Consider the following 17,650-nt stretch of genomic DNA (forward strand, 5'->3'; position numbering starts at 1 on the left):
CCATGGCAGACTACGACATCATCGTGATCGGCGGCGGTCCAGGGGGCTACACCGCGGCGATCCGTGCGTCGCAACTGGGCCTCAAGGCGGCCGTGGTCGAGCGGGAGCATCTGGGCGGCATCTGCTCGAACTGGGGCTGCATTCCGACGAAGGCCATGCTGCGCTCGGCCGAGATCCTGACCCATATCCGCGACGCCGACGCGTTCGGCCTGGACCTTTCCGGAACCGTGACGCCGAACGTCGAGGCCATCGTCAAACGCTCGCGCGGGATCGCCGAGCGGATGAACGGCGGCGTCGCGATGCTGCTGAAGAAGAACAAGGTGGACGTGATCTGGGGGCAGGCGAAGCTGACGTCGCCCGGCACGGTCGAGGTCGGCGCGCCCGACAAGGCGGCCTGCGAGCCCCAGCCGCCCGCGCCCAAGCAGACCAAGCCGCATGGGACGTATACCGCGGCGCATGTCATCATTTCCACCGGGGCGCGGCCGCGCGTCCTGCCGGGGCTGGAGCCGGACGGGGATCGCGTCTGGACCTATTTCGAGGCGCTGAAGCCGGCCGAGATTCCTGAAAGCCTGGCCATCGTCGGATCCGGCGCGATCGGGATCGAATTCGCCAGTTTCTATGCCGCCATGGGGACCGACGTGACTGTGGTCGAGATGGTCGACCGCATCCTGCCCGCCGAGGATGACGAGGTGTCGGCCTTCATGCGAACCGCGTTGGAAAAGCGCGGAATCGCGTTCCGGACCGGGACGAAGATCAACGGTGCAAATGTCGGCAAGGATGGCGTTACCCTGACGCTCGACGGGGGCGACACGATCGAGGTCGAGCGGGTGATCTCGGCCGCCGGTGTCGTCGCCAATACCGAGGGCCTCGGGCTGGAGGACCTGGGGATCACGGTCGAGCGGGGCCTGATCGCGACGACCGGTGCGGGGCGTACGTCGGTCGCGGGTGTCTATGCCATCGGCGACGTCACCGGCGCGCCGATGCTGGCCCACAAGGCCGAGCACGAGGGGGCCCTGTGCGTCGAAGCCATTGCGGGGGACGCGGTCCACCCGCTGAACAAGGATCGGATCCCGGCCTGCACCTATTGCGACCCGCAAGTCGCGTCCATCGGTCCGACCGAAGCACAGGCGAAGGCGGACGGGCGCAATCTGAAGGTCGGAAAGTTCCCGTTCCTTGCGAATGGCAAGGCCATCACCCTGGGCGAGGCGCAGGGCATGGCGAAAGTCATCTTCGACGCGGACACGGGCGAATTGCTCGGGGCGCATCTGGTAGGTCCGGAAGTCACCGAACTGATCCACGGCTTCGCCACGGCGATGGAGCTTGAAAGCACCGAGGCCGAGATTTTCGACACCATCTATCCCCATCCGACCATTTCCGAGGTGCTGAAAGAAGCCGCCATGGCCGCGTTCGGCCGCGCCGTGAACGTCTGAGATGGGCGTGGCGGCAGCCTGCAATGGGCCGGGCAACCCGGCCGGTCCGGCGTCGCGATGACCGCGTTCGATTACATTGTCGTCGGCGCCGGTTCGGGCGGGGCGGTCATGGCCGCGCGCCTGTCGGAAGATCCGAAGGTCCGGGTCCTGCTGCTTGAGGCAGGGCCGGAAGACAAAGCGTTCTGGATCACGCCGCCGATGGGTTATCCCATGCTGTTCACCAACCCCAAAGTGAACTGGATGTTCGAGACCGAACCCGAGCCCGAACTGAACGACCGCCGCATGTATCAGCCGCGGGGCAAGGTGCTCGGCGGCTCGTCCGCGATCAACGGCACGCTCTATATTCGCGGCCACCCCGAGGATTACGACGGCTGGCGCCAGCTGGGGAATACCGGCTGGGGATGGGACGATGTGCTGCCCTATTTCAAGAAGGCCGAGAACAATACCCGCGGTGGCGATGCGCTGCACGGCGACAAGGGCCCCTTGAGCGTGACGGATCAGGCCGGCGGGTCCGAGGTGGCCGATGCGATCGTCGCGGCGGCGTGCGAGGCCGGACTTCCGCGCAACCGTGATTTCAACGGACCCACGCAAGAAGGCGCGGGCCATTTCCAGACCACGACCAAGGATCGGCAGCGTCATTCCACGGCGCGGGCGTATCTCAAACCGGCGCGACACCGTCGCAACCTGACCGTCCTGACCGACGCCCAGACGACCCGGATCGTGATCGAAGACCGCCGCGCGACGGGGGTGGACTACACCAGGGACGGAACATCCCAAATCGCCCGGCTAACCGACGGGGGCGAGGTGGTTCTGTCGGCCGGGTCGTTCGGATCGCCGCAGATCCTGTTGCGATCGGGGATCGGACCGGCGGATCATCTGGCCGAATGGGACGTGCCCGTGGTCCACTATCTGGCCGGCGTGGGGCAGAACCTGCGGGACCATTTCTATTGCTCGCTCATGTTCCGGTGCAAGAAGCCCGTGACCATAAACGAGCTGGCCAACAGCCCCGCGCGTCAGGTGCTGGCGGGGATGCAATACGTGCTGTTCAAGCGCGGGCCGCTGGCCTCGAACGGGATCTTCGCGGGGGTCTTCGCGCGGTCGACGCCGGACAAGCATCGCCCCGATATCCAGATCAACACCAACATGTGGTCCGTCGCGGGGCGCACCAAGTCGGGGATGAAGGCGCATCCCTTCCCGGGCTTCACGATAAGCGCCGTGCATCTCGACCCGCGGGCGACCGGGACGATCCGGCTTGCCTCGGCCGATCCAATGGCGCCGCCCGAGATCCGGATGAACTTCTTCCGCGATCAGGTGGACCGCGACACGATGGTGCGCGCGGTGAAGCTGGTGCGGCACATCGCAGCCCAGCCCGCGCTGTCGGAGTATGTCGAGACCGAGATCGCGCCGGGATCCGAGCATGTCACCGACGTCCAGATCGAAGCCTGGCTGCGGGGCGCGGCGATCGCGAACCTGCACCCCGTCGGCACCTGCCAGATGGGGCCCGACCCGTCGAACGGTGCCGTGGTCGATCCGCGGTTGCGGGTGCATGGGATCGACGGGCTCAGGGTCGTGGACGGGGCGGTCATGCCGCGTCTGCCGCACGGGAACACCAACGCCCCGATCATCATGATCGCCGAAAAAGCGGCCGACATGATGAAGGAGGACAGGAAGGGAGGGCCCCATGCCTGACACCGATTACGACGTGATCATCATCGGCGCCGGCGGGGCCGGACTGGCCGCCGCGATCGAGGCGACCGATGCGGGCGCGCGGGTTCTGCTGGTCGATGCGGGGGCCAAGGCCGGTGGGTCGACCGCCTTGTCCGGCGGGGTCTACTGGGCGTCGGGCACCTCGCTTCAACGGCAGGCGGGGGTCGAGGACGACGCCGACAGCCAGTTCCGCTATTACATGACCGTCAACCAGTACAAGGTCGACCCGGCCCTGGTGCGCCGGTATTGCGACATGTCCGGCCCCACCTTCGAATGGATGGTCGATCTCGGCATCAACTTCCCGCTGGACAATCTCTACGTCTCGGGCGTGGACAAGATCAGGCGGGGCCACCGGGCCGGGGGGCACGGGGCCGAGATTGCCGAGGTCCTCGAAGGGGCGCTTTCGGGGCGGTCCGTGGACCTTGCGACCCAGACCCGGGTCGAAGGACTGATTGTCGAGGATGGCAGGATTGCCGGTGTCGAGGTTGCAGGCGCCGCGGTGCGGGCTGGGGCGGTCGTCATCGCATCGGGCGGGTTCGGAAACAACCGTCGCCTTTGGGCCGAGCTATACCCGTCCGCCGCCAAACAGGGTGCGCTGGCATGGTATATCGGCGCCGACGAATGCCGTGGCGACGGGCTTGAGATGGCGCGAAGGACCGGGGCCGACCTTGTGGGGTTCGACCGGGGGCTTTTGCTGATGACGCCCGGGTTCGCGGAAGACGTGGAAAGCTATCTGCCGCCATGGGTCATGCACGTGACCCACGAAGGGCGACGGTTCATCGACGAATCCACCGAGTATTCGGTCCTGTCCGAAGTGCTGTCGACGCAAACCGCGGGCGAGTGCTTCGCGGTGTTCGACGAGGCGTCGCGCGCGGCGTCGAAAGCGCATCCAGCCCCCAACTGGGCGGCGGATCGTCTGGCCGAGTTTGCCCGGAAAGGCCCGCTGGTGGCGGCGGACACCCTGCCGGAGCTTGCCGAGAAACTGGGCGTGCGCCCCGACACCATGGTCACGACGGCCGAGAGATACTCGAACGATGCGCGGGCCGGCCAGGACACGGCCTTCTTCAAGGACCCCGCCCATCTGCGCCCGGTCGAGACTCCGCCATTCTACGGGGTGCGCATTCGCCCTGCGATCGTGTGCTGGACGGGCACCGGGCTGCGTATCGATGCAGAGGCGCGGGTGCTGGATCGCGCGGACCGGTGGATCCCGAACCTGTTTGCCGCGGGCGAGACGACCGGCGGGTTTGCCGGGCCATGCTATGCCGGTGGCGGCGCCTCTGTCGGGAACGCGGTGATCTTCGGGCGTGTGGCCGGGGCGAATGCCGCGCGGGTCGCGGCCGGGCGATAGGGCTTCCCCGATCCCGGCCGCGGACCGGATCAGTTCAGGTTACCGGCGTAGTCGTCGATCGCGATGGTCAAGCGTTCGAATTTCCACACGCCGTCGTCGCCCTTGGTCAGATCGCCGGTATACACGACCGAGGACCCGACGCTCAGCCCGTCTGCCGCGACCATCACGATGCCGTAGGCCATGGCCGATGCCTCAGACTCCGAGATCTCTTGAACCAGGAAATTGGTGATCGAATGACGACGCTGGTCGCCTTGCTGTTCCAGCGTGGCATCGACATAGCCGCCGATCTCCTCGGGGCCGGTGAACGTGGCAATCGGCTCGGCGCTGCCCAGCGTGGCCACCATTTCCCCGCTCTCGGTGAACAGCGAAGGCAGCAGATCGCTGCGTCCTTCGTCATAATAGAGCCCCCAGCGGATGAACGCTTCCTCGATGCGCAGGATATCCATCGGGTCGGCGGCAGACAGATCGACCTGACCATTCTCACCCAGGCTCAGAAGGCCGGACTCGCCCGCCCAGTGCTGGGGCGGGAAGGTCTGGGCCGCGATCTGTGTGGACACGACCGACAGCGCCACCACCGCGGAAACCAAGTGGATATTCATGGGATCACCTCAGTATTTGGATATTTACGCAAAGTCAGTGTATGCACAACAGCGCCCCAGTCCATAAAATTCGGTCTTGGACCGTCGGTCGAATGTAACGCCCGAGGCGGTCGCTGGGGGGCGCCTTGGCCCAAAGCGCTATTCGGCGGCGAGCCCCGGCTTGTCGGCGGGAACACCGGGCAGGGTGCGCCCCGATTTCTCGGCGATATGCTTGGCGGCGATCCAGCCGAAGACCATCCCCGGCCCGATCGTGCCCCCGGCACCGGGATACCCGCCGCCGAATACGTTCGCCTGATCGTTGCCCACCGCATAAAGCCCGTCGATGGGTTGGTCGTCATGCCCCAGCACGCGCGCATTCGCATCCGTCGCCAGTCCCTTGTAGGACGTAATCTCGCCGGGATAGATCCGAACGGCGTAATACGGCCCGGTGTCGAGGGTGCCCAAAGCCGGGTTCGGCGTGTTCTCCTCGTCGCCGTGGTGCTTGTCGTACGCCGACGCGCCACGCTGGAAATCCGCATCCACGCCCGCCTTGGCGAAGCCGTTGAACCTTTTGACCGTGCTGGCCAGTTCGACAGGGTCGATGCCGCAGATCCCCGCCAGATCCTCCAGCGTCTCGCCGCGTTTCAGATACCCGCTGCGCACGTAGTGGCCGTGCGGGATCGGGAACGGGCGGACGAAGCCCATGCCCCATCGTCGAACGGCCCGGCGATCCCCGATCAGCCAGCAGGTGTCGGTTTCGCGCGCCTCGAACGTGGCGATCATGTCCAGACCGAGATCGCGGTAATTCTCGGATTCGTTCGCGAACCGCCGGCCGTCGGGCGTGACCATTATGAAACCGGGCTTGTTGCGATCGACCAGGTGCGGCCAGACGCCTGTGAAATCGGTCGCGTCCGGCAGCTTGGAGGTGGGCATCCAGGCCGCAGCCGAGGACAGGTTGCCGTTGAACCGCGCGCCCACCGCTTCGGCCATCTGCGCGCCGTCGCCGGTATTGCCCATGGGAACCGGCAGAACAGGCTCCATCGTCGCGGTGACCCCGGGATGATGGTCGCGCCGCCGCGCCATGTCGCGGGGATAGCCGCCGCCTGCCAAGACAACGCCGTGGCGCGCGCGCACCTCGACCGTTCCGTCCGGAGTCTCCAGCCGGGCGCCGACGATCTTGTCGCCGTCAAGGATCAGCTCGCGCGCCGGGCTTTCCAGCCAGAAGGGGACGCCGTCGTCATGCAGGGTGCGGGCCAGTCGCGCGATCAGGGCACGCCCCCGGACAATGCTTTGCGATGATCTGTGCAGAGCAAGGTCGCGAAAATGTCCGACCATGCGCTTTGCCACGAACCCCATCGCCTTGACCGACCGGCCGGCCTTCATGAAATTCTCCATCTCCAGGGAAGAGCCGAGCGCGAGGCCCAGGAAAAGCGTCTGGGGAAGTTCGCCCTTCAGGGTCTTCATCAGGGGACCCATCTTGCGCGCGTCGTATTCCACCGTGCCCAGAGAGCGGATCTTGGACGCGCCGGGTTCCTCGGGGTGGTAGTCGGGAAATTCCATGGCGTGGAACTTCACCTCTGTTTGGGCCTCGATGAAGTCGACCATGACGGGGCCGTATTTCAGATACGCTTCGATGCGCGGCTCGTCGACATGCTGGCCGGCCTCGATCCGAATATAGGTGCGCGCCGCGTCGGTGGTGTCCGACACCCCGATCGAATCGCCCAGCTTGGCGGCGTGGCGGTTGCCCGGGATCCAGATGACGCCGCCGGACGTCGCGGTCGTGCCGCCGAACACCGGCTCCTTTTCCGCGACCAGAACGTCAAGCCCGGCCTTGCGGGCGGTGGCCGCCGCCGTCAGACCCGCACCGCCAGAGCCGATCACCAGAACATCCACGGTACACGCTGATTTCGTGGTCATCACCTGCCTCCCATCACCGCTGATCCGCATAATTGTACGTTATCAACCGGTATTGAGTATACATTAAATCGCGACCGCCGCTGCCCTAAGGATAGCCGATGCGCAACGTGTCTTCCTCGGTCTTTGGCAGGACCAGCCGCCCCTCGGAATCGAGGTGGCCCAGAACGCCGGTGGGCAGGAACCGGCCCTGGACAAAGGGGGCGTCGCCATCGGCAAAGCCTGCCATCACGCCCGGTCCGCGCAGCCAGATTTCGCCGGTCTGATACAGCAGCATGTCCATTCCGGTGCGGGGATCGACGATCATCACCTCCATCCCCGGAAGCGGTCGGCCCAACGTGGTGTGCATCACCGAGCGGGGATCGCGGGGGTCCGTGCAGACGGGCAACCCGCCGCCTTCCGGCAGGTTCAGGCCGTTGCCGACCGTCAAGTCCGGCCTTTCGGTCTGCAACGACAGCAACGCATCCCGGCCCGCACGAAGATGGACGGTGCGCAGCGTCTTGCTGTCAGGCACCGGATTATCGTTCAGAAGCCATGCGACCGTCGCGCCGTCCGGATCGGTCAAAACTTGGGCGCCAGCCACCAAGGCGGCAACGAGAATGAGCCATGTGCCCGGTTCGGTTAGCGATCCGTCGATCCAGATCCGGTCAGTGGCGGACAGGCGATAGCGCGAGGCCAGACCGGTGGCCATACGGATCAGATTGGACTGCGGAAACCGGACCAGCTCCGGTGCCATGCCGTCGCGCGACACGGGCAGGACAAGATCGCCGGGCTTGGCGCGGGGGGCCGGTGCCTCTGGCCCGATACGGACGGCGCCCCGGGACAAGGCGGACACTGCGGTGACGACAGCCTCGGGGGATATCTCGGCCGACACGGCCGTGACGGGTTCCCGGCCGACCGGAGCGGCCTTCACCCGATGCGCCAGCTCGCCATAGGTCAGACCGGCCAGGGCGGGGGCGTCGGCGGATCTGGCGGCCCATCCCTGGACGATGGCCGCGAATCCAATCGCGTCGTCGGCTTGTAAGTCAGGCAAGGCGTCGGATGGCGGCATCTGAGGACTTCCTTCTGAACATAAATTGTGTTCGCTATGAAGCGTAGGATATACAATGAGGTTCCGCAATGGCACTGGCATTCATCACCGGCGGGGGGACGGGCCTTGGCGCCGAGATGGCCCGATGCGCGCAGGCGCAGGGTTGGGACGTGGCGATACTCGACCTGTGCCGCGATGCCGCCCGGCCCATCCTGGACGAGCTGCCCGACGTGCGGTTTTTTGAAGGCGACGTTGCGCGCGAAGACACGGTGGTGTCCGCGCTGGATGGCCTTGGCGCCGTACCGGACTTGTTGGTGAACAACGCGGGGATCTTGAAGTTCGGATCATTGCTCGAGACGTCGTTCGACGAGTTTGCCCGGATCTTGAACGTCAATCTGACAGGGGCCGTCAATGTCTCCCGGCTGGTCGCGGCACGGATGATCGCGCGCGGACACGGGTCTATCGTCAACATCACCTCGACGGCGGGCATTGCTACCTCGCCCGGCGTCAATGCCTATGCCGGTGCGAAACGCGGTCTGGCCGCGATGACCGAGATGATGGCGCAGGAGTGGGGGCCGCTTGGGGTTCGGGTCAACTCGGTCGCGCCGGGGATGATCCAGGGCGGGATGTCCCGGTCAATCTATGCCGACCGAGCCGTCGCGGACCGCCGGGCGTCGGCGGTGCCGTCCAGACGGCTTGGCGCCGAAGCCGATATCGCCAACGCGGTACTGTGGCTGGCGTCGGAGGAGGCGTCCTATATCAACGGGCACGAGCTGGTGGTCGATGGTGGCCTGACCAAGGCCACCATGTCGATGATCCCGCGGGACTAGTACGTCTGGAATTTCTCGGGGACGCCTGCGGGCCAGACCGTGCCCCACATGCGCATGCCACCGTCGATGGTCAGAACCTCGCCGGTGATGAAATCGCCGCTTGGGGCGGACAGATAGACGACGCCTTCGGCCACATCCCAGCTGTCGCCCATGCGGAACATCGGATTGACGTTGTTGAACCGTTGGGTGGCTTCGGGCGGATAGTCCGACAGACCCTCGGTCGCGATGGCGCCGGGGGCCACGCAGTTCACGCGGATGCCCAGCGGACCCCATTCGGTGGCGACGGTCCGCGACAGATAGATGACCCCCGCCCGCGCGGCGCAGGTATGCGCGGCCTGGGGCATGCCACGTTCGACATGGGCCACGTTCGAGACGACGTGCCCCGGCGCGCCCCTGTCGCGCCACCGCTGCGCGGCGCCCTGCATCAGCCACCACGGCGCGTTGAGGTTGAGGTCCAGAACCGACTTCCAGCCCTTCCGGGTGAAATCGATCGCGTTCTGGGGATACTGCCCGCCGGCATTGTTCACGAGCGTATCGAGGCCGTCGAACTCCTCGAACGTTTCGTCCAGAAGGGCATCGACCTGATCTTCGTCGCGAACCGACATGGCGCGATAGCGGATGTCGGCGCCGATCAGCTCCTTCGCCTGGCTTTGCGTCTCCTGCAGCAGCTCTTCGCGCCGCCCGCAGATCATGACCTTCGCACCCAGCCGCGCGCAGAGAAAGGCCATCGCCTTGCCCATGCCCTTCGACCCGCCCGTGATCAGGAACCGCTGACCTTCCAGAAGGTCGGGGGCGAAGATGGTCTTGTGCGTTGCCAGCTCTTCGGGGGTCAGGCCCCAGTTGGGCTTCTGCGGCGACTGGTCGTTCATGGTGTCCTCCCGAAAGCGGCATCGCGTTTGTGGGCATAGGCCGCGATCCCTTCGCGGCTGTCCTCGGATCTCATCAGCCGATCTGCATTGGCGTGTCCCCGGTTGATCGCGGCGGGGAGCGGTTCGTTCTGGGCCTCGTTGAACAGCGCCTTGCCGAAGCGGATCGCGTGCCACGAGTTTCGCAGCATGGTGTCCGCGAAGGCGTGGGCCTCGTCCATCAGGCGGTCGCGGGGCACGACGCGGTTGACGACGCCGAGGGCCTGGAGCCGTTCGGCAGACACAAGCGTGCCGCAGGTGATGATCTCCATCCCGATCTGGCGGGGCAGCTGCTGGGCCAGCCTCTGCACGCCGCCGGTAAAAGCCACCATGCCGCGCTTGACCTCGGGCAGGCCGAACAGGACGCCGTCCGCGGCGATCAGGCAGTCGCAGGCCAGCGAAATCTCGAACCCGCCTGCGACGGCCGCGCCGTTGATCGCGCCGATCACGGGCTTTCCGATGACCCGTTCGGTAACGCCGCAGAAGCCCGCGCCCGGAACCAGCCCGTGGCCAGGGCCGCGCTCTGCGGCCTCCTTGATGTCCATGCCCGCGCAGAACGCCTTGTCGCCCGTCGCGGTCAGGATGATCGCGCCGATCTCGGGGTCGGCCTCGGCCTCGCGCAGGTAGCGGTCGACAAGATACGACCCTTCGGCATCCATCGCGTTCGACACGTGGGGCCGGTTCAGCGTGATGACGAAGACCGCCCCCCGCCGCGCGGCCAGGACCGACGGCTGCTGGGCCGTTGTGGACATGACCGCCTCAGCTTTCGACGGGTTCGGCGGCTTTCGGTGCGTCGGCCGGTGCCGGTTCGTCCACCCAGTCCCCCAGCTTGTCGGGAACGCGCAGCTCTTCCGGCAAGTCCTGGGCGCCGATGCGTTTGTCCAGTTCGGCATGCCAGTGATAGATGCGGCGTTCCTGATAGTTCAGCGGGAAGCCACGCAGCCCGGCGCTTTCGACCGAGGTCTGGATCTTGTCGGCGAACTGCAAATCCTCGTCCAGGATGTCGAGGAAGTTCTTCAGCCGCATATCCCACCGTTCGGGCCGCTCGCCATCCCCCCAGGATGGCGCGAACCAGTGAACCTCGATCGTCATCGTGTCGATGGTATCGGGCCAGAAGCACAGGACCGGTATGCCCGCGGGTGCGATCGGAGAGACGAAGTTGGGATAGGCAAACAGCGAGTAGTTCGTCGTCTCGAAATACGGATCGACGCCTTCGACTTCGGGCAAGCCCTTGACGCCGGGATCCTTCCAGCCGTCGCGCTTGTAGGGCGTAACCATGCGGCTGTGCCCCTTGTCCCACAAGGTGATGGCGGTGCCCCGATGGTCCAGGAAGCGGTCGACCGTATTCTGGTGGATCGATTTCAGGTGATAGGTCTCCATGAATGCATCCAGAAGGATCTTCACGTTGCAGTTCACCTTGATCGCCGTCTTGTCGACAAGGACCAGCGTGTCGGGCTTGACCTCGTCCAGATCGCGCGCGGCCGGTCCAAGATAGTCGCGGAGCGGTTCGGCCTCGGGGTCGAGGTTGACGAAATAGAGGTTGCCGATGTTCTCGCACCGGACCTGGATCAGCCCGCGGCAGGACATGTCCAGATCGACGAAATCGCGACGGTCCCGCAGATTGATCAGCTCGCCGCGCGTGTTGTAGGTCCAGCCGTGATATTTGCAGGTCACGCCGCGCGACTTGCCGCTTTCCTCTGTCACGACGGGCGCGCCGCGATGGCGGCAGGTGTTATAGAAGCAGCGCACTTCCTGGTCTTCGCCGCGGATGAAGAACAGCGGCTCGCCCAGCCGCGTCCACTGCACGTACGACCCGGTTTCGGGGACCTCGTCGGCGTGGATCGCGTAGACCCACGTCTTGTGCCACATCCGCTCGATCTCGAGCCGATTGAATTCGGGGTCGACATAGCGGCCGCCGGGAATGTCGGGCAGCTGCGGGAAGCCTTCGGGCGGGCCACCGCGCTTGGATTCGTAGGCCTGTTGGTCCTTGATGGACTGAACATCGCTGGATTTCATCGTGGTCCTCCTCGCATCAAAGCGTTCATGGCACCCGGGCGCTGAATTTCTTGTATGTTATCGACGCCGCTCGTATATGCAAACATATATCATTGTATTTTTGAGGGGGCCAGCCATGAGCGACCGTTTCGGCGAGATCATGCAACTGGGATACGTGGTGACCGATCTTGATGCCGCAGTGGATCACTGGGTCGATGTCATGGGTGTGGGGCCATTCTTTGCAACCAAAACGGTGCCTTACGCCTCTGTCACGTTTCGTGGTCAGCCCTGCGACGCCGAGACCCGTGTCGCGATTTCAAGCCACAAGGGCCTTCAGATCGAGATCATCGAGCAAACCGGCGGGGGTGCGTCGATCTTCACGGAATTCCTGCAATCCCAGGGCGGCGGGCTGCACCACGTCTGCGCCATGACAGAGGATCTGGACGCCAGCCTGGCCTCCTGGAAGGCCCGCGGAATCGATCCGCTTCAAAGCGGTGTCACGATGGCCGGTATCCCTTTCGCCTATATGGACACGGATCCGGACAATACCGGGCGGGTGCTCGAGCTTGTGCAACCAAGCGCCGGGCTGTTGAAGTTCTTCGACAAGATCGAACGGACATGCGCCGAGTGGGACGGGAGCGCGCCTCGCATCGATCTATAGCGTGTATGCGTTGACGGTATTCAATGAATACAATATCCAGATCCAAAGAACAGGGAGGGTCACATGCCCAAGATCATCGCCGTCGATCGCGACGGAACGGAAAAGACCATCGATGCGGAAAACGGGCTTTCGCTGATGCTGAACCTTCGGGACAAGGGCGACCTCGACATCGCGGCGATCTGCGGTGGCATGTGTTCCTGCGCGACCTGTCACGTCTATGTCGACGAGGCATGGCGGGACAAGACGGGTGAACGCTCGATCGACGAGTTCGAGCTGGTCGAATTCTCGGCCCACTACCAGGAAAACTCGCGGCTTTCGTGCCAGATCGAGATGACCGACGAGCTTGACGGCATCAAGGTGACGCTCGCCCCCGAGGAATGACTTTCTAATCGCGGACCGACCGATCTGGCCGGGTCCGCGATCTTTGCTCTTGCGCCAAAACCGGTCCCGGATCCTGGCGCTCGTGCGCCAGGATCACCAACGCGCGTTCAGTCCAGCATCTCTTTCAGCTTGAACTTCTGAATCTTGGACGACGACATCGGCCATTCCGACACGAACCGGACTTCGCGCGGTACCTTGAAGCTTGCGATCTTGTCCTTGCAGAAGGCGATGATGTCGTCGGGTGCGACGTCGCTTCCGGGCACAAGCTCGACAAACGCGACCGGGACTTCCTGAAGCCGCGGGTCGGGCTTGCCCACGACCTGGCACAGTTTCACCGCCGCGTGCCCAGTGACCATCGCCTCGATCTCTTGCGCGGCCACGTTCTCTCCACCGACTTTCAGCATGTCTTTCAGCCGCCCGTGGAACATCAGCGACCCGTCGCTGTCGAAGGCCCCCAGGTCGCCGGTATGGAACCAGCCGTCGCGCTTGGCCTCGTCCGTCTTGTCCGGGTCCTTGTAATACGCGGTGAAGATCGAAAACCCGCGGACGCAGATTTCCCCGATTTCGTCAGGGCCGCAGGGGCCGGTTTCGGGGTGGACGATCTTGACCTCCAGCCCGTCGAAAGGCTTGCCCAGGCGCCGGGTCCGCTCTTCGTAGGTGTCGGTCGGAAAGCTTGTGGTGACGGTGCCCGAGGTTTCGGTCATGCCGAACGTCCCCACCTGGATCGCATTGGGGATCTTTTCCTGGATTGCCTTGGCGAAACTGGCCGGTTGCATGGCCATGTTCGAGTTCATGATGCGGATCGAGGACAGGTCCCGCTTGGCGAAATCCTCGTGATAGATCATGTCGCCAATGAACGTCCCGAAGCTCGGATAGGTCACGGTCGCCTTCTCTGCCTCGATCATCTCAAGGGCGACGCCCGCGTCGAAATACTGCATTGAAAGGTAGGTCGACCCGACCGAATAGGCGGCACACAGCGGGAACATCGCGCCGATATGGTACATCGGCAGCGGCGACCAGAAGACATCGCGGTCCGTCATCTCGTACCGCTTGGCCATCGCCTGTCCCGTGCGGATCAGACTTTCATGCGAGATCATGCAGCCTTTGGGACGGGATGTCGTGCCAGACGTATAAAGCATGAGCGCGGTGTCGACAACGCGGACGCGGTTCCGGATCGCGTGGATCTGGTCGTCCGACGTGGTCTTGGCCGCGGCCCGGAACGCCTTGCCCGAGGTAAAGCCGTTCCCGGCGTCATCCCCGGTCAGGATGATCCGCTTCAGAAGCGGAGCCTCGGCCAAGCCCAGATCCGCATCGGCGGGCTGATCGGCCAGAGAGGGAAAGGCCTGAGTCAGGCGGGCGACGAAATCCAGCCCCTCGGTCACCTTGCCTTGGGTGACAACCGCCTTGAGGTCGGCGTTTTCGATCACGAAGCTCAGTTCGGTGCTGCGATAGCGGGCGTTGATCGGAACCGAGACGGCCCCGAGCAGCGCGATGGCGAAGAAGTACTCGACGGCCTCGATGCATGACGGAAGCAACATGCCGACATGGTCCCCGGGTCCGACCCCAAGGTCGTGCAGCCCGCAGGCGCGATTCATCACGTTGGCATTCAGTTCGGCAAAGGTCAGTCGGCGGTCGGGAAAGACGATTGCATCTTTCTCGGGGTAGACCGATGCGGTTCTGAGCAGCAGGTCGCCGATGGTCGTGACGGCCGTGAATGTCTTGAAGTCCAGCATGGTTGTTCCTCCCACCGTCGCCATTCTAACCCTCCCCGGATCACATTGCGTATGAAGATCAGTAAATAAGTATACAACAAAAAAAGAGATGGCAAACACCGGCGCCGGCTTCCATCGCCCCCGTTTTTCAGCGTTTTTCCGCTTTATTGCCGGCTCTTCGCGGGTGTCCCACGGGGCGTTTGGACAGAATTTCATTGATTGTTGTGTATATTGATGGACAAATCCGTCATACAATGCGCGGAATGCGGTGGGGCCGGCCGGATCCGTGCGGAAACTGTATACGCAAAAAACGGCCATGCAAGGCGGAGGAAAACATGAAGATTCGGACACAAATCCTGGCGGCGACCAGCGGCGCGGCGGTGATGCTTGGCGGTGTTGCCCAGGCCGAAGACTACAAGGCCGTGATTCTGCAGTCTCTCACCGGGGGCGCAGCCTTCATCGGGAAGAACGTCGCCGACGGGGCCACGCTTGCGGCAGAACAGCTGAACGAGGAAGGCTTTTTCGGCGAGGGCAACAAGCTGGTCTTCTCGGTCGAGGACGATGCCACGGACCGCACGCAGACGCTGTCGCTGATCACGCGCCTTGCCGCCGATCCCGATGTCCTGATGATCATGGGGCCGACCTCGGGCTCGGTCGCGCTGGCGGGTGCGAACGTCGCCAACGAGCGCGAATTCCCCGTCATGACGACGACGAACTCGATGGAAGTCCTCGAAAACGGGCCGTGGTCGTTCATCATGACCCAACCGGCCAGCGTCACGATGCCGTTCATCGCCGACTATACCTCGGAAACGCTGGGCGTCGAAACCTGCGCGGTGATCGGCGTCAAGGATAACGAGGCCTATGTCGCCCTGCAGCGCATGTACGAGGACCTCATCACCGAGGCCGGGGTCGACATCGTGTCGAACGACGGCGTGGCCCTCGCCGACAGCGACTTTTCCGCTTTGGCGACGAAAGTGGCGTCCGCCAATCAGGATTGCGTCTTCGTCGGCACGCCCGCCGCGCAGGGGGCGAACATCATCCTGCAGCTCAAGCAGGCCGGGCTGGACCCGTCGACAGCGATCCTGGGCCACAACGCCTTCGCCTCGCCCACCTTCATCGAAAAGGGCGGTGCCGCGGTCGAGGGCGTCTATCTGATCGGGGCCTGGGTGCCGGGCGGCGGCGATGACGCGTTCTCGCAGGAGTTCGCGACCAGCTTCGAAGAGAAGATGGGCTTCCCCGCCGACGAATGGAACGCGATGGGCTATTCGGGAATGCAGGTCGTCGCACACGCGATCCGGGATGCGGCCGAAGCCGACAACGCGACGCGGGAAGGCGTGCGCGACGCGCTTGGCGCGCAAGAGGACGTCCCGGTCGTCGTGGGAACCCACTCCTACAGCTTCGATGAAGAGCGGGTGCCCTACTTCGGAATGAAGGTGCTTCAGGTCACGGACGGCGAATTCGCTGTCGCGCCCGAGTGATCCTTTTGCCTGAGGGGCGGGGGCCAGGCCTCCGCCCCTCGTTCGACACGAAAAGTCGTTTCCCCCACGACGGGTTGATACCATGCTAGCACAGCAAATTCTGAACGGGCTTGTCTCCGGGTCGGTCTATGCCCTCTTCTCACTGGGCTTTACCTTGATCTTCGGGGTGCAGAAGCTTCTGAACTTCGCCCATGGCGCCACCTTCATGGCCGGGGCGTTTATCGCTTACTACTGCACCATCAACGGCCTGCCTTTCTTCATGGCCATCGGGTTCTCGATGCTGGCCACGGGCCTGATCGCGATCCTGATCGACCTCATCGCCTTCCGCACCCTGCGCAAACGCGGCAACGCCGAGTTTCCGGCCCTCGTGTCGTCGATCGGCGTGGACCTGATCCTGGTCTCGATCGCGCAGCAGGTGTCGAACACGCAGGTGCTGAACTTTCCCTTCGGGACCTTCCCGATCCAGTTCTACAATATCCTCGGGCTTCGGATCTCGCTGTTGCAGATCGTGATCCTGGTGGTGGTGGCCGTTCTGGTCGCGGCGCTGATCTTCTATCTCAAGAAGACGACGTTCGGACGGCAGGTCCGCGCGGTCGCGACGAACGAGCGGGCCGCCGCCCTGCTGGGGGTCAACGCGCAAAGCGTCTATCTTCAGACCTTCTTCATCGCGGGGGCGCTGGCCGGGCTGGCCGGTGTTCTGATCGGGCTGCTGTTCAACTCGATCCAGTTCCTGATGGGAGAGCCCTACATGCTGCGCGCCTTCGTCGTCGTCGTCATCGGCGGTCTGGGCAGCGTTCAGGGGGCCATCGTCGCGTCGCTTCTGCTGGGTGTCGCCCAATCGCTGACCGTCGCGTATCTGCCCTCGGGGCTGACGGATGCCATCATCTTCGGTCTTCTGTTTCTTGTCCTGCTGGTGCGGCCCAACGGGCTGTTCGGTGACATCAATGCCGTCGCAGGGGGGACCCGCCAATGATGCAGTTCTATCTGGCCTATCAGCCGATCATCGACTTCTTCCTGTTGTCGGTCGGGTTCGGGTACAGCCAGCAGATCGCGTTGCGCGCCGGGGTGTTCTCGATCGCGACGGCGGGTTTCGCGGCGCTGGGGTCCTATTGCGTGGCGATCCTTGCGACCGAAACCGACGTTCCGATCTTCCTGACCGTGATCCTGGGCACCGCACTGGCGGCGGGTGTGGGCGGCTTGCTGGCGTTCCCGCTGGCCCGTCTGCGGGGCGCGTTCCAGGCCATCGCCACTTTGGCTTTCGTGCAGATCATCCTGTCGCTGCTGCTGTATGGCGAGGGGTTCACCGGCGGCGCATTGGGGATCGTCGGAATCCCGCGCGAGGTGAACACCTGGATCCTGCTTCTGGTGGTCGCGGCGACGATGTTCGTTCTGTGGAACATCGGCCGGTCGGGGATGGGGCGCGTGTTCAACGCGCTGCGTCAGGAGGAAAGCGTCGCGTCCTCTCTGGGCGTGAACATCGGCAAGTACCACATCATCGCCTTCATCCTGTCGGGCGCGTTGGGCGGTCTCTTCGGGGGTCTGCAAAGCCTTTATCCCGCATTATTCACCGGAACGGCTCCCCGGTGGGCTTGAGGCAAGGTGAGGCCGTTCCTGCCGGCCTCTGGGCGAGCGTTTGCTGCGAGTGTCAGCCGCGCTTCGCGCATGAGTTGATAGAGCTGCT

General features: G+C 64.4%; 16 protein-coding genes. 9 read left to right on the forward strand and 7 right to left on the reverse strand.

What is annotated here, in order from left to right:
• The first annotated feature begins 2 nt into the window (after window positions 1-2).
• From lpdA to PAA8504_RS19225, 3 genes are read left to right on the forward strand one after another with little or no spacing between them, the layout of a single operon-like run.
• Window positions 3-1,430, forward strand: coding sequence for a dihydrolipoyl dehydrogenase (gene lpdA / locus PAA8504_RS19215; protein WP_108895761.1), 1,428 nt, complete (start codon window positions 3-5; stop codon window positions 1,428-1,430).
• Window positions 1,431-1,487: 57 nt separating this feature from the next.
• Window positions 1,488-3,119, forward strand: a complete 1,632-nt coding sequence (locus PAA8504_RS19220) for a GMC family oxidoreductase (protein WP_108895762.1) — start codon at window positions 1,488-1,490, stop codon at window positions 3,117-3,119.
• Window positions 3,112-4,485 (forward strand): FAD-dependent oxidoreductase, encoded by a 1,374-nt coding sequence (locus PAA8504_RS19225; RefSeq protein ID WP_108895763.1) that lies wholly within the window; start codon window positions 3,112-3,114, stop codon window positions 4,483-4,485. Before PAA8504_RS19220 ends, PAA8504_RS19225 begins: the two co-directional genes overlap by 8 nt.
• Window positions 4,486-4,514: 29 nt before the next feature.
• Here PAA8504_RS19225 and PAA8504_RS19230 read toward each other — a convergent pair whose 3' ends face one another.
• The 3 genes from PAA8504_RS19230 to PAA8504_RS19240 all read right to left on the reverse strand — a co-directional run bounded on the left by PAA8504_RS19230 (window position 4,515) and on the right by PAA8504_RS19240 (window position 8,028).
• The gene (locus PAA8504_RS19230) at window positions 4,515-5,084 is read right to left on the reverse strand and encodes a nuclear transport factor 2 family protein (protein WP_108895764.1); all 570 of its coding nucleotides are present in this window, start codon (window positions 5,082-5,084) and stop codon (window positions 4,515-4,517) included.
• Between the two features lie 138 nt (window positions 5,085-5,222).
• The gene (locus tag PAA8504_RS19235) at window positions 5,223-6,980 is read right to left on the reverse strand and encodes an FAD-dependent oxidoreductase (RefSeq protein WP_108895765.1); all 1,758 of its coding nucleotides are present in this window, start codon (window positions 6,978-6,980) and stop codon (window positions 5,223-5,225) included.
• A gap of 85 nt (window positions 6,981-7,065) precedes the next feature.
• The gene (locus tag PAA8504_RS19240; protein ID WP_108895766.1) at window positions 7,066-8,028 is read right to left on the reverse strand and encodes an AMP-binding protein; all 963 of its coding nucleotides are present in this window, start codon (window positions 8,026-8,028) and stop codon (window positions 7,066-7,068) included.
• Window positions 8,029-8,096: 68 nt separating this feature from the next.
• Between PAA8504_RS19240 and PAA8504_RS19245 the strand changes: the two genes are divergently transcribed.
• Entirely contained in the window at window positions 8,097-8,837 is a 741-nt protein-coding gene (locus tag PAA8504_RS19245) for an SDR family NAD(P)-dependent oxidoreductase (RefSeq protein WP_108895767.1), read from the forward strand.
• Here PAA8504_RS19245 and PAA8504_RS19250 read toward each other — a convergent pair.
• The 3 genes from PAA8504_RS19250 to PAA8504_RS19260 are packed head-to-tail and all read right to left on the reverse strand — an operon-like array spanning window position 8,834 to window position 11,758.
• Window positions 8,834-9,706: an SDR family NAD(P)-dependent oxidoreductase gene (locus tag PAA8504_RS19250; RefSeq protein WP_108895768.1), complete on the reverse strand. Its 873-nt coding sequence runs from the start codon at window positions 9,704-9,706 to the stop codon at window positions 8,834-8,836. The genes PAA8504_RS19245 and PAA8504_RS19250 overlap by 4 nt on opposite strands.
• Window positions 9,703-10,494, reverse strand: coding sequence for an enoyl-CoA hydratase/isomerase family protein (locus PAA8504_RS19255; RefSeq protein ID WP_108895769.1), 792 nt, complete (start codon window positions 10,492-10,494; stop codon window positions 9,703-9,705). Before PAA8504_RS19255 ends, PAA8504_RS19250 begins: the two co-directional genes overlap by 4 nt.
• 7 nt (window positions 10,495-10,501) lie before the next feature.
• Window positions 10,502-11,758 carry an aromatic ring-hydroxylating oxygenase subunit alpha gene (locus PAA8504_RS19260; RefSeq protein WP_108895770.1) on the reverse strand — a complete coding sequence of 419 codons (1,257 nt, stop codon included), beginning with the start codon at window positions 11,756-11,758 and terminating at the stop codon, window positions 10,502-10,504.
• Between the two features lie 115 nt (window positions 11,759-11,873).
• Between PAA8504_RS19260 and PAA8504_RS19265 the strand changes: the two genes are divergently transcribed.
• On the forward strand, window positions 11,874-12,398 hold the full coding sequence (locus PAA8504_RS19265) for a VOC family protein (protein WP_181375878.1): 525 nt from the start codon (window positions 11,874-11,876) through the stop codon (window positions 12,396-12,398).
• Window positions 12,399-12,461: 63 nt separating this feature from the next.
• A complete protein-coding gene (locus PAA8504_RS19270; RefSeq protein WP_108895772.1) occupies window positions 12,462-12,779 on the forward strand; it encodes a 2Fe-2S iron-sulfur cluster-binding protein in 318 nt (105 codons plus the stop codon).
• A 107-nt stretch (window positions 12,780-12,886) separates the two neighbouring features.
• On the opposite strand, the gene PAA8504_RS19275 is transcribed toward PAA8504_RS19270, so the two are convergent.
• On the reverse strand, window positions 12,887-14,512 hold the full coding sequence (locus PAA8504_RS19275; protein WP_108895773.1) for a class I adenylate-forming enzyme family protein: 1,626 nt from the start codon (window positions 14,510-14,512) through the stop codon (window positions 12,887-12,889).
• A 314-nt stretch (window positions 14,513-14,826) separates the two neighbouring features.
• Here PAA8504_RS19275 and PAA8504_RS19280 point away from each other — a divergent pair, with 314 nt between their 5' ends.
• From PAA8504_RS19280 to PAA8504_RS19290, 3 genes are all read left to right on the forward strand, one after another.
• Complete coding sequence (locus tag PAA8504_RS19280; protein ID WP_181375879.1) at window positions 14,827-15,969, forward strand: ABC transporter substrate-binding protein; 1,143 nt, start codon at window positions 14,827-14,829, stop codon at window positions 15,967-15,969.
• Between the two features lie 82 nt (window positions 15,970-16,051).
• Window positions 16,052-16,942, forward strand: coding sequence for a branched-chain amino acid ABC transporter permease (locus PAA8504_RS19285; RefSeq protein ID WP_108895775.1), 891 nt, complete (start codon window positions 16,052-16,054; stop codon window positions 16,940-16,942).
• A complete protein-coding gene (locus PAA8504_RS19290) occupies window positions 16,939-17,562 on the forward strand; it encodes a branched-chain amino acid ABC transporter permease (RefSeq protein ID WP_245897700.1) in 624 nt (207 codons plus the stop codon). Before PAA8504_RS19285 ends, PAA8504_RS19290 begins: the two co-directional genes overlap by 4 nt.
• The last annotated feature ends 88 nt before the right edge of the window (window positions 17,563-17,650 follow it).

The organism is Palleronia abyssalis (assembly GCF_900302445.1).
Classification (GTDB): domain Bacteria; phylum Pseudomonadota; class Alphaproteobacteria; order Rhodobacterales; family Rhodobacteraceae; genus Palleronia; species Palleronia abyssalis.

Excerpts from the sequence above, each read along its gene's own strand:
- lpdA (WP_108895761.1), top strand. The coding sequence starts at position 3 with ATGGCAGACTACGACATCATCGTGATCGGCGGCGGTCCAGGGGGCTAC.
- PAA8504_RS19220 (WP_108895762.1), top strand. The coding sequence starts at position 1,488 with ATGACCGCGTTCGATTACATTGTCGTCGGCGCCGGTTCGGGCGGGGCG.
- PAA8504_RS19225 (WP_108895763.1), top strand. The coding sequence starts at position 3,112 with ATGCCTGACACCGATTACGACGTGATCATCATCGGCGCCGGCGGGGCC.
- PAA8504_RS19230 (WP_108895764.1), bottom strand. The coding sequence starts at position 5,084 with ATGAATATCCACTTGGTTTCCGCGGTGGTGGCGCTGTCGGTCGTGTCC.
- PAA8504_RS19235 (WP_108895765.1), bottom strand. The coding sequence starts at position 6,980 with ATGACCACGAAATCAGCGTGTACCGTGGATGTTCTGGTGATCGGCTCT.
- PAA8504_RS19240 (WP_108895766.1), bottom strand. The coding sequence starts at position 8,028 with ATGCCGCCATCCGACGCCTTGCCTGACTTACAAGCCGACGACGCGATT.
- PAA8504_RS19245 (WP_108895767.1), top strand. The coding sequence starts at position 8,097 with ATGGCACTGGCATTCATCACCGGCGGGGGGACGGGCCTTGGCGCCGAG.
- PAA8504_RS19250 (WP_108895768.1), bottom strand. The coding sequence starts at position 9,706 with ATGAACGACCAGTCGCCGCAGAAGCCCAACTGGGGCCTGACCCCCGAA.
- PAA8504_RS19255 (WP_108895769.1), bottom strand. The coding sequence starts at position 10,494 with ATGTCCACAACGGCCCAGCAGCCGTCGGTCCTGGCCGCGCGGCGGGGG.
- PAA8504_RS19260 (WP_108895770.1), bottom strand. The coding sequence starts at position 11,758 with ATGAAATCCAGCGATGTTCAGTCCATCAAGGACCAACAGGCCTACGAA.
- PAA8504_RS19265 (WP_181375878.1), top strand. The coding sequence starts at position 11,874 with ATGAGCGACCGTTTCGGCGAGATCATGCAACTGGGATACGTGGTGACC.
- PAA8504_RS19270 (WP_108895772.1), top strand. The coding sequence starts at position 12,462 with ATGCCCAAGATCATCGCCGTCGATCGCGACGGAACGGAAAAGACCATC.
- PAA8504_RS19275 (WP_108895773.1), bottom strand. The coding sequence starts at position 14,512 with ATGCTGGACTTCAAGACATTCACGGCCGTCACGACCATCGGCGACCTG.
- PAA8504_RS19280 (WP_181375879.1), top strand. The coding sequence starts at position 14,827 with ATGAAGATTCGGACACAAATCCTGGCGGCGACCAGCGGCGCGGCGGTG.
- PAA8504_RS19285 (WP_108895775.1), top strand. The coding sequence starts at position 16,052 with ATGCTAGCACAGCAAATTCTGAACGGGCTTGTCTCCGGGTCGGTCTAT.
- PAA8504_RS19290 (WP_245897700.1), top strand. The coding sequence starts at position 16,939 with ATGATGCAGTTCTATCTGGCCTATCAGCCGATCATCGACTTCTTCCTG.